Here is a 13,708-nt window from a genome sequence, read left to right as displayed (position 1 = left end):
GTCGCAGCGGAGCGAATGATTACCGGACGGGGCCCGGGGTGGTCACTGGACCGCGGCGAGGTGGTCAGGCGGCCAGCTCGCCGTACAGAGGTAGTCAGGCAGCCGGCCCGCCGTACCAGAGGTCGTCATCAGGCCGGCCTGCCGTACCAGAGGTGGTCGGGCGGCCGGCTCGCATGACAAGAAGTCCACCCTGACCTGCTGCTCCGGCACGGCTGTACCGAACGACAGGATGAGGTCGCTCGCGACATCAACCTCCACGCTCAGCGATGCGGTCGAGACGCCCGGAGAACGCAGTACTACCTGTCGTTGCGTACGCCGTTCGCTCGTCCTCAGCGATTACCGGCCCGCCCACCCTCGGGTCGCGGCCCTCCGTCGCCGCTCAGCAGAAACGAGGTGGTCCACCAGCCCGGCCACGACGTACGAAGAAGTCGACCGGTTCGCCCAGGTGCTGCCCGGGCTGGTCCGGCGGATCCGTGCTGAGGTGGGGATGTGAACCCGACCCACGTGTCGCCTGGCTCTTGCTGAGCGGGCGACGAAGGAGCCGCGACCCGGGGTGGCGCCGACGGAGGAGGTGGCGTGGGAGTGGCTCCTTCTCGTCGTACGCTCGGCGGGTGACGCGTGCGGATGATGAGGCTTATCGGTCCAGGGTTCGGGGTTGTTTGTTGGGTGGGGCGATCGGGGATGCGCTTGGGGGGCCGGTTGAGTTCTCGCAGGGGCAAGAGATTGTTGCTGCTCATCCGGAGGGGTTGCGGGGGTTTGTTGCCGGGGGCACGGGGTGGCCTGCCGGGACGGTGACCGATGACACGCAGATGACCTTGTTCACCGTCGAGGGGTTGATCCGCGCGGGGGTGCGGACCGATCGGGGGCTTGGGTTCACGGTGGCGGTGGTGCATCACGCGTACGACCGGTGGCTCGACACGCAGTTGTTGCCGGGGCCGAGTGGGCAGCTCGACGGGTGGTTGCAGGGTGAGCAGTGGTTGTACGCGCGCCGCGCTCCCGGCAACACCTGCCTGTCGGCGTTGACCGAGGCTCGCAAGGGTGGCGACAGGATCCAGCAGTTCGGCGGGCAGGCGGTCAACGACTCCAAGGGGTGCGGCGGAGTCATGCGGGCGGCGCCGTTTGGGCTGTTGCCGGCGAGGTGGTTCAGTGCCGAGTGGGCGTTCGACTCGGCGGCGCAAGCAGCGGGATACACGCATGGACACCTGACCGGCAAGCTCGCCTCAGGCGCGCTCGCCGCGATCGTCCACGCCATCTGCCAAGGCGCCGACCTCAACTCCGCGCTCGACTCCGCGCAAGCACTACTCGCGCAGAAACCCGGCCACGAAGAGACCAGTACTGCGCTCGCCGCCGCGCGCGAGTTGGCGGCCAACAGCCAGCCAGGACAGGCAACCGTGGAACGACTCGGTGGCGGCTGGATCGCCGAGGAAGCGCTCGGCATCGGCGTGTACTGCGCTCTGGTGTATCCCGAGCCCGAGCAGTTCCTCGACGCTCTGGCCCTCGCGGTCACGCATTCGGGCGACAGCGACTCGACCGGCGCGATCTGCGGCAACATCCTCGGCGCGCTGCATGGGGAGACCGCGTTGCCGCCGGAACTCGTGTTCGCTGTCGAAGGCCGCGGCGTGATCCTCGAGTTGGCCGACGACCTGGTGTTCGAGTTCACCCAGCAGTCAAGGCTGCACGGCGATTACGGCCCCGAGACCGGCTGGCGCCAGCGCTACCCCGGCTGGTGAGACCCAGCACTCCGGGAAGCCACCCAGAAACTCCGCGACGCCATCGGCCTGGAAGAACGTCACTGACAGGCGGGCCGGGGCGTCCGGCCCGTCCCCCGAGGATCAGGCCCGGCGCCCCGGCCGGTTCAGGTCAGCCGTCAGGCCGGTTCGATCGAAAGCTTGTGCCCGACAGATTACGCGGGTCCCAGGTCGCCTTGACCCGCTGGTGTATCGGCCCTAGCCCAGGTAGAGGCGTTCGAGCGGACCACCGACCAGTACGCCGATCAGCGCACCGACCAGCATGAACGGGCCGAACGGGAACAGCTGTTTGCGCTTGAACACCTTCGCCAGCGTCAGCACGATCCCGATCACCGCGCCGAGGAAGAATCCGCCGTACAGACCAGTGACGAGCTCACCCCAGCCGAGCCAGCCGAGCGCCATGCTGAGCAACCCGGACAGCCGCACGTCGCCGAACCCCACCCCGCGCGGGAACACGTACCAGAGCACGTAGAACACCCCGAACCCGATCACCCCCGCGATCGCCGCCCGCCGCAGCGATCCCCACTCCCCCGACACCGCCGAGCCGACCACCAGCGCCAGTCCGACCACCAGGTACGACGGCCAGATGATCGCCGACGGCAGGTACCTCGTCCGGGTGTCGATGTAACCGAGCACAGCACCAACCACAGCAAGGATGAGCCACGCGACAAGCGCCGGCGAGTTCCCCAGCGACCAGCCGAGCAGCCCGCCCGCGACCGCGGCGGTAACGCCGCACCAGTACGCCGCCCGCGGTCCGGCCAGCTCGGCGTACAGGGGTTTGGTCTCCCCCTCGTCCAGGACCGGCTCGGGGATCCGGCGCAGCAGCCACGGGCCGAGCAGGTACGCCGCTGGGCCGCAGAGCACCACACCGGCGCTCGCGGCGAGCAACGCGTGATCAGCCGGCACGATCCAGGAGCCTAGACGATCCGGCGGCCGCCCGCCGCTCCGCCAACCGCGCCCTGTGGATAGCTCAGGAGGCGGACCGGCGCACTAGGATCCGGGCGATCACCGCGGCGCCGGCACCGACCAGCAGCAGGATCCCGAAGATCACCCCGATCGTGCTCAGCAACCCGTCGTTGCGGGTGACGTACGTGACCCGCTGGTACTCCGCGTCCGTGGTCGCCTTGGCGAAGACGAAGTCGTCGGTGATCCGGCCGGGCTCGGTGTAGGACACCGTGTACGCCGTCAGGAACGACGTCGGCGCGGCCAGTTGCGCATACGACTCCCCCTCCGTTCGCCCGGCGTACAGGAGTTCCGGCTTGACCGCCGGGTCCGGCAGCTTGGTCGTGTCCACCCGGTACGGCGCGGCGACATACACGGTCACCGTCTGGTCGGTGGTCGCGCCCTTGCTCAACCGCATCGGGTAGACGATGCGCGTCGACGGGAAGGTCAACCGCAACGGCGGGGTCGACCCGCTCATCGAACCACCCTCGCGCTCGGGTGCCAGCTTGACCGCGACGATCTCCCACTTCTCGGTGATGTACGGCGTGAGGTTGGTCGCCAACCCGGCCGGTACGACGTACCCGTTCTTGCTGAGCCAGTCCGTCACGGCGGTCGCGCTGGTCCCACCGAGCCGCGCGACCTGGAACGGGCCGAGCACCATCTGCTGGTGCACGTTGACGGCCGAACCTGGCGCTGCGCCGGCGGTGTCACCCCGGCCGCTGCCCATGATCCCCAGATCCCGGAACGGCCAGTAGGTCTTGCGGATGACCACCTTGGGACGCGTGATCGACTCCAGCCGGTAGAACAGGTCGCGGTCGCCGAGCTCCACCTTCGCGGCGGCCGGTACCGGCATGATCCAGGCCGCCTTCTTCGACTGCCCCTGGATCGACATCGACAGCACGATCTCTTCCTGCGTGCCGTCGAACCGCACCAGTGCGTTCTCCCCGTAGGCCCGCGCCCGCGACCCGGCATCCGACAGATACCCGCCGCACGCGCACGCCCAGGCAGGCGAGACTCCCGCGCCCACGGCAACGAACGCCAGCACCCCCGCGATCGACCGCCACAACTTCATGGCGGAAGGCTAGTCACGCAAGGGTGTACGCGGTCCTGAAAAAGTTGGTGGGGTCGTACTTCTTCTTGACCGTCTGCAGCCGGCTGTAGTTGGCGCCGTAGTAGGTGCTGACCGAGCGGCCGGTCTCGACGTAGTTCACGTACCCGCCGGCCGTGGCGGGTCGGACCGCGCGATGGCCGTTGGTGATGAAGGTCTGTGCTGCCTTGACCTGGGCCGCGGTCGGATGCGCCGGCAGCCCGGAGTACCACTGGACCACGCCGAGCGCGGACCGCCAGCCCCACGAGGAACCGCCTGTCGGCACCTTCGCGGCCTGCCCGCCCAGCGGGTCGAGGATCGCCGCCGCGGGTAGCTTCGCCCGGGCCGCGGTCTTCACCGCACCGAGCAACGCCGTGATGGCTGCCGCGTTCATCGGATGCAGTACGTCGGAGCCGGCGAGGAATCCCGTCCGCGGGCTGGTGGTCCCGCCGCCGAGGAACTTCACCGCCTCCATTTGGGTCTTCACGGTGATCGAGCGAACGGACGCCTTCGACCCGACGTACTGCTCGAGCAGCGCCGCGGCCGCCGTGGCCGAACCGGTGGTGGAGACGCCGAGCACGTGGACCGACAGCGTTCCGTTGCTCTTGGCATCGATATGCAGGTTGCCCCAGGCGGTCGCCGGTGCGGACCGGGCGAACTTCTGCCAGCCACGGACCACCGCCGCGGCCTTCGACTCCGGCCAGGTCAGCCGGAAGAACCCGAGCTTCGTCGCCGGGATGGTCGCGAACCGGAACGACGTGACGACGCCGAGGTTGCTGCCGCCACTGCCCCGGAGCGCCCAGAACAGATCCGGATCCGCTGAAGGGCTGACGACCCGCGCGGTGCCGTCGGCGGTGATCACGCCCATCGAGAGGATCCGGTCGCAGGTCAGCCCGTAGGTGCGCGTGTGGATGCCCATCCCGCCACCGAGCGCAAGGCCCGCCACTCCGACGGTCGGGCAGGTACCCGTCGGCAGGGAACGCCCGTACTTGTCGAGGAACGCGTGCACGTCGTACAACCTGGCGCCGGGGTACACCGTGAGGACGTTGTTGGCGTAGCTCATCCCGCGCATCGCGCCGAGGTCGAGCATCAGGCCCTTGCTGACCGTGGACGCGCCGACGTAGGAGTGCCCGCCGCTCTTGGGGACGAAGGCGAGCTTGTTCTTCCGGGCGAAGAGGATCGCCGCGCGCACGTCGTTCGCTCCGGCCGCACGGACCACCGCGGCCGGCTGGACCGAGTCCCAGCGCGGGTTGAAGAGTTGGTGGGCCGCCGCATACCCGGTGTTGCCCGGCAGGGTCAGGGTGCCTCTGAGGCTTCGCTTGAGCCCGTTCCAGTCCGGGCCCGCGACCGCCGTCTGAGCGCTGGGAGAACCAGCGCTCGCCGGCTTCGTGTCGGAGCAGCTGGTGAGAGCAATGGCAGCGACAGCGCCGCCTGCTCTCAGGAAGGTACGGCGATCAACCTGGCTCACGCTCATCGAGCTCCTCACGCGCTGCGGCCCTCATGGCCGCCAGGGGCGCGGGCGACCTACCTGTCATCATCTCCACCTGGAGAGTCGCCTGATGCACGAGTAGATCAAGGCCGTTCAACAGCTCTGTACCGATCCGGTGCGCCACGATCGCGAGCTGGGTCGGCCACGGGTGGTACGCGACGTCGAAGACGACCGGCGCGACCTGCGCGAAGTGCTCCGCCCACGGATCGACGGCGCCACCCGGCAACGTCGAGACGCACAGGTCGAACCCGCCGATCTGCTCGACCTGGCCGAAATCCGTGACCGACGTCTTCAGTCCGAGCTCGGCCGCGAGGTCCCGGAGCCGCTCGACCTTGCCGAGGTCCCGGACGACGAGGGTGACCTCGCTGACCTTCAACCCCCGCAGGGCGGCCAGGGTCGACGCCGCCGTCGCCCCACCACCCAGTACCACGGCCGTGTCCGCGCCGGTGATCCCGCGCTCCGCGAACGCGGCCACCAACCCCGGCACGTCGGTGTTGTGGGCCGACCGGGATCCGTCGGGCTCGAACAACATCGTGTTCGCCGCTCCGATCAGCTCCGCGACCGGGTCGACCGTGTCCACCAGGTCCAGCGCGACCCGCTTCAGCGGCATCGTCAGCGACAACCCGCGTACGTCGCCGCCGAGCGTGCTCAGGAATCCCCGGAGCTCGTCCTCGCCGACCTCGTACGCGTCGTACCGCCAGTCCAGCCCGAGCTCGGCGTACGCGGCCCGGTGCATCGCCGGGGACAGCGAGTGCGCGATCGGCTGCCCGAGCACGGCACAACGGGTCATCAGCACCGGCCGGCGTGGGACGCGCACCAGGCCTGCAGCTTCTTCACGTTCGCCTGGTGCTCGTCCCCCGTGCTGGCGAACATGGTCTCGCCGGTGTCGAGGTTGACCAGGGTGAAGTACAGCCAGCTCCCCTTCGCCGGGTTCAGCGCCGCCTGCAAGGTCTCCTTGCTGGGAGAGTTGATCGGCGTCGGCGGCAGCCCGGAGTACATGTAGGTGTTGTAAGCCGAGTCCTTCTGGCGCTGCTCGTCGGTGGTGAAGACCTTGCCGTCCCGGCCGGTCACGTAGTGCACGGTCGAGTCCATCTGCAGCTTCTTGCCGATCTGCAGGCGGTTGTAGATCACCCGGGCGACCTTCGCGTAGTCCTGCGGGCGGTTCGTCTCGGCGCCGATGATGCTGGCGACGATCACCGCCTGGTACGGATCGAGCTTCTTGCGCTGCGCGGTCTGCGGCAACTGCAGCTCGGCCGAGGTCTTCGCGTACTGCGCCGTCAGCAGTCGCAGGATGGTGGTCGCGTTGGCGTTCTTCGGGATGTCGTAGGTGCCCGGGTAGAGGAAGCCCTCCGGGTTGTTGTTCGCGTACGACGGCAGCTTGAGGTTCTGGCCCTTGGCCATCGCGACCAGGGCGGCGCCGGCCGGCAGCTTCGCGGACTTGGACTTCTGCAGCAGCGCGACCACCTCGGCCTTGGTCCGGCCTGGCGGAATGCTGATCCGGGTGACCAGCACGGACTTGGCCGGGTTCAGCAGCAGGTCCAGCGCGGCCTGCGCCGACATCTCCTTCTTCAGCGTGTACGTCGCGGCCTGGATCTGGCGGGACCGGGGATCGTCGCGGGCGACCCGCTCGAACGCCTTGGCGCTCTTGACCACGCCCTTCTTCTCCAGCGTGTCGGCGATCGCCTGGGCGCTCTGGCCCTGGGTGATCTCGACCGTCACCGCGGTGGTGCCGGTGCCCTCGTAGTCCGGTGCGGCGAACATCCGCTCCAGGGCGTCCCGGCCCTTGCCGTAGCCGACCACCAGACCGCCGATCAGCGCGCCGACGACGAGCAGCGAGACCAGCCCCGCGAAGCACCCGAAACCACGCCGCGCCCGAGCCTTGCGCCGGTTCGCCCGGCGCTCGGTGCGGCTCTCGGGCCGCAGGCCGAGATGGTCGTCCAGGTCCTCACGGTCTTCGTTCACCGATGTTCCGTTCACAGGGGCCTCCCGGGCGGGTTGCCGGTCTCACGCTCGAAGTCGAGCGCGTGTTGCAGGATCACGACCGCCGCGGCCTGGTCGACCACGGCCCGCCGCTTGGAACCCTTCTTTCCCCGGTCCCGGAGCATCCGCTCGGCCGTGACCGTGGTGAACCGCTCGTCCACCATCCGCACTGTCGCCTCCGGGTTTACCTTGTGCACCAGCAACCGCACCTGCTCAGCCGTCTCGCGGATCCGGACCGCGGCCGGTCCCTCACCGCCGGACAACGATCGGGGCAGGCCGATCACGAGCTCGAACGCGTCTAGCTCGGCTACGAGACTAACGATCCGGTCAAGATCCCCGGGTCCACGGCGCACCGTCTCGACCGGTGTCGCGAGAATCCCGTGCGGGTCACTGGTCGCGACGCCGATCCTGGCGTCGCCGATATCGAGCGCGATCCGCACACCCCGGCGCATTAGAGTGCCCCCGCGGGGGGTCGCGCAGCGGCGCCGGGCGGGCACACACGGTGTGCCCTTCCCCGGCGCCAGGTCGACTGCGGTCCCACGGTCAGCCGGTGACCGACTGGCCGACGGAGTGCTCGACCGCGGCCAGCGCCTTGTCCACGCCGGTCGCGTCCGTGCCGCCACCCTGCGCGACGTCGTCCTTGCCACCGCCACGACCTCCCAGCTGCTCGGCGGCGATCCGGACCAGGTCGCCGGCCTTCAGGCCCCACTCGCGCGCGGTGTCGTTCAGGGCGACCACCACGGCGGGCTTGCCGTCGTTCACGCTGAGCACGGACACCACCGCCGGCCGGTCGGCCGGCATCCGGCCACGGATGTCGAGGGCCAGCTTGCGCAGGTCCCCGCCGTTCACGCCGTCGGGAGCCCGGTGGCCGACGTACGCGACCCCGAAGACATCCTTCGGGTTCTGCGCCAGTTCGGCGGCCGCGGCCAGCACCTGGCCGGCCCGGACCTTCTCCAGCTCCTTCTCGGCGATCCGCAGCCGCTCGGACAGGTCGGCCACCTTCGCGGGCAGCTCCTCCGGCCGGGTCTTCAGCGACTCCGAGAGCAGCCGGACCAGCGCCCGCTCCTTGCCCAGGTAATGCAGCGCGTCCATGCCGACGAACGCCTCCAAGCGGCGGACGCCCGCACCGACGGACGACTCGCTCGTCACGGTCAGCGCGCCGACCTGCGAGGAGTGCTTGACGTGCGTCCCACCGCAGAGCTCCCGCGACCAGGGGCCACCGATCTCCACGACGCGCACCTCTTCGTCGTACGTCTCGCCGAACAGCGCCAGCGCGCCCCACTCCCGGGCTTCGGGCAGCGACATGTACTGCGCGGAGACCGGCAGGTCCTGGCGGACGGCGAGGTTCGCGACCTCCTCGATCTCGCTGCGAGTGGCCGAGTCCAGTGCCGACGACCAGGCGAAGTCGAGCCGGAGGTAGCCGGGCTTGTTGTACGAGCCGCTCTGCAGCGCGTTCGGGCCGAGCACCTGGCGCAGGGCCGCGTGCACGACGTGCGTGCCGGAGTGCGCCTGGCAGGCCGAGACCCGCCACTCGTGATCGACCTGCGCGTGCACGTCGAGCCCGGGCTGGACGACACCCTCGAGCACCTTCACCCGGTGCACGATCAGGCCCTTGACCGGACGCTGCACGTCGAGCACCTGGAGCTTGACGCCGTCGGCCACGATCAGGCCCTCATCGGCGATCTGGCCACCCGACTCCGCGTAGAACGGAGTCTTCTCCAGCACGACCTCGACGGTGTCACCCGGCTCGGCGGCCTGCGTCACCACGCCGTCCCGCAGTACGCCGCGGACCTGGGAGTCGGTGGTGAGCTCCTGGTACCCGGTGAACTCGGTGGCGCCGCTCTCCCGCAGCTCGCGGTAGCCCGAGGTGTCCGCGTGGCCGGCCTTCTTCGCCCGCGCGTCCGCCTTGGCCCGCTCGCGCTGCTCGGTCATCAGCGTCTTGAAGCCCTCGGTGTCCACCTGCAGGCCCTGCTCGGCGGCCATCTCGACGGTCAGGTCGATCGGGAAGCCGTAAGTGTCGTGCAGCTGGAACGCCTGCGCCCCGGCGAGGGCCGCGCCGCTCTCGGACTTCACCGTCTTCACGGCCAGGTCGAAGACACTCGTACCGGCCGTGAGAGTACGGCGGAACGCCTCCTCCTCGGCGTACGCGACCTGGCTGATCCGGCCGAAGTCGGCCTCCAGCTCGGGGTAGGACTTCTTCATCTGCTCCAGGCTGGTCGGCAGCAGTTCCACCAGGCTGGGGTCCTCGTAGCCGAGCAGGCGCATGGAGCGGACCGCCCGGCGCAGCAGGCGGCGCAGTACGTAACCGCCGCGCTCGTTGCCCGGGGTGACGCCGTCGCCGATCAGCATCAGCGCGCTGCGGACGTGGTCCGCGATCACCCGGAAGCGGATGTCGTCGACGTGGTCGGCGCCGTACTTGCGGCCGCTCAGCTCCGACGCCTTCTCGATCACCGGGTAGATCTCGTCGATCTCGTACATGTTGTCGACGCCCTGCAGCAGGTACGCGACGCGCTCGAGGCCGAGGCCGGTGTCGATGTTCTTCTTCGGCAGCTCGCCGAGGATCGGGTAGCCCTCCTTGCCGCCACCCTCACCGCGGATGTTCTGCATGAAGACCAGGTTCCAGAACTCCAGGTAGCGGTCGCCCGCCTCCCAGTCCCGGTCGGCGCCGAACTCCGGGCCGCGGTCGATCAGGATCTCCGAGCACGGGCCGCACGGACCCGGGATGCCCATCGACCAGAAGTTGTCCTTCATCCCGAGCCGGACGATCCGGTCGTCGGGCAGCCCGGCGACCCGCTTCCAGATGTCGATCGCCTCGTCGTCCTCGTAGTAGACCGAGGCGTACAGGACCGACTCGTCGAAGCCGTAGCCGCCCTCGCTCTGCGGCTTCGTGACCAGCTCCCAGGCGTACTGGACGGCCTGCTCCTTGAAGTAGTCGCCGAAGGAGAAGTTGCCGTTCATCTGGAAGAACGTGCCGTGCCGGGTGGTCTTGCCGACCTCCTCGATGTCGAGGGTCCGGACGCACTTCTGCACGCTGGTGGCGCGCGGGTACGGCGGGGTCTGCTGGCCGACGAAGTACGGCACGAACTGCGCCATCCCGGCGACGTTGAACAACAGGTTCGGGTCCGGCGAGGGCAGCGGCGCGCTCGGCACGACCGTGTGGCCCCGGTCCTCGAAGTAGCTCAGGAACCGCCGGCGAATCTCACTGGTTTCCATGGTGTTACCGGTAGTCCTCACGTTCAGTTGGTGCTGTGTCGATGCCGAGCGCGTCGCGCAGCTCGGTCTCCCGTTCGGCCATGCCCGCCCGCACCTCGTCGCCGAAGTGCCGGATCGCGCTGGCCACCTTCTCCGCCGACTGCTGCAGGCTCTCGGGCGCGAGCACCTGGGCCCGCTTCTTCAGCCGGGTCACCGCGTAGACGCCGACGGCCGTGCCGATGATGAACCACAGGATCCGCTTCACCGGACGTCACCGCGCTTCTTCGCCTTGCGCTCGGCCTTCATCTCTTCCTTCACCCGGCGCGAGACGTCGCGGCGCTGGCTCTCGCCCAGCGCGCGGCGGACGCCGTACGAGAACGCGGCGGCCTTGACCAGCGGGCCGCCGGCGGTGGCCGCGAACAGCGACGTGAGCGCCGCCGCGTTGGTGGTCACGGTGCTGGCGTTGTCGGTGATGGTGTCCACCTTCAGCAACTGGGCGTTCGTGGTCGCCACGGTGGTCGTCACCTCTCCGAGCAGCGGCACGGTCTCGTCCGAGACCCCCTTGACCAGGATCCGAGTCTCGTCGAACACCTTGCCGAGCTTCAGGATCGGATAGGCCAGCAGGCCCACCAGGATCAGCAGCGCGCAGGCCGCGATCAGCCCCGCGACTTCACCGACGCTCATGGAAACGATCCACCTTCCGTTGGTACACCTCGTGGACCGCCCGACTTTATCGCGCGGCAGGCCCCGGCTCGTCCCAGGGACACCATCCCCCACATAACAGTCCCTCACCAACTCCCGCCGGGAGCTAGTCGAAGGTGACGGTGAGTTCCTGTACTTCGCCGGTCGGGGCCCAGGCGAACCGCATCGTTCCGGTGGCGCCGGAGGACCAGCTGAAGTGGACGGTGTCGCTGGTGGGGTTGGTGGTTTCGAAGGTGGCGATGGTGTCCGTGGGTGGGTTGGTCTCGTAGGCCTCGGCGATCGCCGGGCGGCCGACGTACGGGCCGGCGGGGACGCCGACGAACGACATCCGGGCGCCGGCGGCGAAGCGCTTGCTGAAGGTCTGCCAGTCGCCGGTGCCGACTGCGTGGTTGAACGCCTCGATGTGCTGCGCGACTCGGTCCATGGGCTCAGCGGTCCTTGAGGATCTTGCGGATGTTGGCGAGGCGCTCGGCGTACGCCGCCTCGCCGCCGCGGCGGGTGGGTTTGTAGTACTCCGCATCGTCCACCACGTCGGGCGCGTACTGCTGCGGGACCACGCCGCGCGGGTCGTTGTGGGAGTACTGGTACGACGAGCCGTGGCCGATCTTCTTCGCGCCGGCGTAGTGGGCGTCGCGCAGGTGGGGTGGGACCGGGCCGACCTTGCCCGCCTTCACATCGGCGATGGCGGCGTCGATCGCCATGATCACCGCGTTCGACTTCGGCGCCAGGGCGAGCGCGACGACCGCCTGCGCGAGGTTGATCCGGGCCTCGGGCATGCCGATCAGCTGGACCGCGTCGGCCGCCGCCACCGCGACGCCGAGTGCGGTCGGGTCGCCCATGCCGATGTCCTCGCTCGCCGAGATCACCAGGCGTCGGGCGATGAACCGGGGGTCCTCGCCGGCCTCGATCATCCGGGCCAGGTAGTGCATTGCGGCGTCGACGTCGGAGCCGCGGATCGACTTGATCAGAGCGGAGGCGACGTCGTAGTGCTGGTCACCCGCCCGGTCGTAGCGCACCGCCGCCCGATCGACCGCCGTCTCCAGGGTCTTCAGGTCGATCGTGGCCGCCTGCTTGGCGCGGGCTCCACCGGCGGCCGCCTCGAGGTACGTGAGTGCACGACGCGCGTCTCCCCCGGCCATCCGGAGCAGGTGCGCGCGGGCGTCCTCGTCGAGCTCGAACTCTTCGTTCAGGCCGCGCTCGTCGGTCAGCGCCCGATCGAGCAGTACTGCGATGTCGTCGTCGGTGAGTGATTCGAGCGTCAGGAGCAGGGAGCGCGAGAGGAGCGGGGAGATGACGGAGAAGAACGGGTTCTCGGTGGTCGCGGCGACGAGGGTGACCCAGCGGTTCTCCACACCCGGGAGCAGAGCATCCTGCTGGGCCTTAGTGAAGCGGTGCACCTCGTCGATGAACAACACGGTCTCGACGGTGTTGCCTGGCCGGGCCAGGTCGCGCCGAGCGCCGTCGATCACCTGGCGGACGTCCTTCACTCCCGCGGTGACGGCGGACAGCTCGACGAACCTCCGGTTCGTCTGGTGCGAGACGACCGCCGCGATGGTGGTCTTCCCCGTCCCGGGAGGGCCCCAAAGAAGCAGCGACATCGGCTGGTCGCCTTCGACCAGCCGTCGCAACGGTGACCCGGGGGCCAGCAGGTGCTGCTGCCCTACCAGCTCATCCAGACTCCGCGGTCGCATCCGGACCGCCAGCGGGGCGGAAGTGTGGTCGACATCAGCCAGGCTGCCGCCCCCACGAGCAGGCGCGGGCGCACCGGGAAGATCGAACAGACCGTCACTCACCCGACGAGCCTACCTACGCCCACCGACACTCCCCCCAACCAGGCGGAGCCCAGCCCAGCAAGGCCACCGAGCGGGCGAGGTTCGCCGAGTGTTGTCGAGGGGCCGAGGTCGCCCAGCGGGCGAGGTCTGCCGACTGCTGCCGAGGTCGCCGAGTGGGCGAGGTTGCCCGACGGCCGAGGTCTGCCGACTGCTGCCGAGGGGGCCGAGGTCGCCCAGCGGGCGAGGTCTGCCGACTGTTGCCGAGGTCGCCGAGTGGGCGAGGTTGCCCGAGGGGCGAGGTTTGCCGAGGGGCGAGGTTGCCCATGGCAGCTTCCTTGGCGACTGTCGCCTCGTAGGGCGCCACCGGTCGAACAACCCTCCACCGGCCCGGCGAGGAACCCACATCGCACACCCTGGCGCGGGCGAGTTCTCGGGACCTCGGACAGGTCAGCGAGACCTCGAACAAGAAATGACGTGTCCCACAGCCCACCACGTCCTGTCCCAAGTCCCCAGTTGGGCCCCAGGTCAGATCCTCCACCAGGCTCTCGCTACGAGTCCGTGGCGATTTCCCAAGTCCCGGGCAGGCCCCAGATCCCCACGTCCTGTCCCAAGCCCCCAGTTCGGGACCCAGGACCCCGGGCCATGTCCCAAGTCCCGGGCGGGCCCCAGATCCCCACGTCCTGTCCCAAGCCCCCAGTTCGAGCCCCAGACCCCACGCCCTGTGCCAAGTTCCCCAAGATGGGGGCCAGGTGCCGGCTTTCTGACCGAGGTCTCCGAAGTTTCAGTTCGGGTTGGG

At 69.4% G+C, this 13,708-nt stretch carries 13 protein-coding genes; 1 reads left to right on the top strand and 12 read right to left on the bottom strand.

The genetic code is table 11. The features are described 5' to 3' along the window. Window positions 1–42: 42 nt before the first annotated feature. Window positions 43–258: a hypothetical protein gene (locus tag EV648_RS42690; protein ID WP_158294058.1), complete on the bottom strand. Its 216-nt coding sequence runs from the start codon at window positions 256–258 to the stop codon at window positions 43–45. Between the two features lie 353 nt (window positions 259–611). Here EV648_RS42690 and EV648_RS24560 point away from each other — a divergent pair, with 353 nt between their 5' ends. Continuing rightward, entirely contained in the window at window positions 612–1,730 is a 1,119-nt protein-coding gene (locus EV648_RS24560) for an ADP-ribosylglycohydrolase family protein (protein ID WP_132296204.1), read from the top strand. Window positions 1,731–1,946: 216 nt separating this feature from the next. Here EV648_RS24560 and EV648_RS24555 read toward each other — a convergent pair whose 3' ends face one another. From EV648_RS24555 to EV648_RS24505, 11 genes are all read right to left on the bottom strand, one after another. Further along, complete coding sequence (locus EV648_RS24555) at window positions 1,947–2,654, bottom strand: A24 family peptidase (protein WP_132296201.1); 708 nt, start codon at window positions 2,652–2,654, stop codon at window positions 1,947–1,949. A gap of 64 nt (window positions 2,655–2,718) precedes the next feature. Continuing rightward, window positions 2,719–3,762, bottom strand: coding sequence for a DUF2330 domain-containing protein (locus EV648_RS24550; protein WP_132296198.1), 1,044 nt, complete (start codon window positions 3,760–3,762; stop codon window positions 2,719–2,721). Between the two features lie 13 nt (window positions 3,763–3,775). Continuing rightward, on the bottom strand, window positions 3,776–5,251 hold the full coding sequence (locus tag EV648_RS24545) for an FAD-binding oxidoreductase (protein ID WP_132296195.1): 1,476 nt from the start codon (window positions 5,249–5,251) through the stop codon (window positions 3,776–3,778). Beyond that, a complete protein-coding gene (locus EV648_RS24540) occupies window positions 5,232–6,083 on the bottom strand; it encodes a shikimate dehydrogenase (protein ID WP_241995566.1) in 852 nt (283 codons plus the stop codon). Before EV648_RS24540 ends, EV648_RS24545 begins: the two co-directional genes overlap by 20 nt. Beyond that, the gene (gene mltG / locus EV648_RS24535; protein ID WP_241995565.1) at window positions 6,056–7,228 is read right to left on the bottom strand and encodes an endolytic transglycosylase MltG; all 1,173 of its coding nucleotides are present in this window, start codon (window positions 7,226–7,228) and stop codon (window positions 6,056–6,058) included. Before mltG ends, EV648_RS24540 begins: the two co-directional genes overlap by 28 nt. 11 nt (window positions 7,229–7,239) lie before the next feature. Further along, a complete protein-coding gene (gene ruvX / locus EV648_RS24530; RefSeq protein WP_132296189.1) occupies window positions 7,240–7,698 on the bottom strand; it encodes a Holliday junction resolvase RuvX in 459 nt (152 codons plus the stop codon). Between the two features lie 91 nt (window positions 7,699–7,789). Next, window positions 7,790–10,459 carry an alanine--tRNA ligase gene (gene alaS, locus EV648_RS24525; protein WP_132296186.1) on the bottom strand — a complete coding sequence of 890 codons (2,670 nt, stop codon included), beginning with the start codon at window positions 10,457–10,459 and terminating at the stop codon, window positions 7,790–7,792. 4 nt (window positions 10,460–10,463) lie between these two features. After that, complete coding sequence (locus tag EV648_RS24520; RefSeq protein ID WP_132188752.1) at window positions 10,464–10,703, bottom strand: DUF6167 family protein; 240 nt, start codon at window positions 10,701–10,703, stop codon at window positions 10,464–10,466. Further along, window positions 10,700–11,122 (bottom strand): DUF948 domain-containing protein, encoded by a 423-nt coding sequence (locus EV648_RS24515; RefSeq protein ID WP_132296183.1) that lies wholly within the window; start codon window positions 11,120–11,122, stop codon window positions 10,700–10,702. Before EV648_RS24515 ends, EV648_RS24520 begins: the two co-directional genes overlap by 4 nt. 124 nt (window positions 11,123–11,246) lie before the next feature. Continuing rightward, window positions 11,247–11,564 (bottom strand): nuclear transport factor 2 family protein, encoded by a 318-nt coding sequence (locus EV648_RS24510; protein WP_132296180.1) that lies wholly within the window; start codon window positions 11,562–11,564, stop codon window positions 11,247–11,249. Between the two features lie 4 nt (window positions 11,565–11,568). Further along, the gene (locus EV648_RS24505; RefSeq protein ID WP_132296177.1) at window positions 11,569–12,933 is read right to left on the bottom strand and encodes a replication-associated recombination protein A; all 1,365 of its coding nucleotides are present in this window, start codon (window positions 12,931–12,933) and stop codon (window positions 11,569–11,571) included. Window positions 12,934–13,708 lie beyond the last annotated feature (775 nt).

Origin of the sequence: Kribbella sp. VKM Ac-2568 (assembly GCF_004345365.1) — a bacterium.
Taxonomy (GTDB): domain Bacteria; phylum Actinomycetota; class Actinomycetes; order Propionibacteriales; family Kribbellaceae; genus Kribbella; species Kribbella orskensis.
The sequence above is the reverse complement of the archived record's forward strand: the minus strand, read 5'-3'. Positions and strand labels throughout refer to the sequence as shown.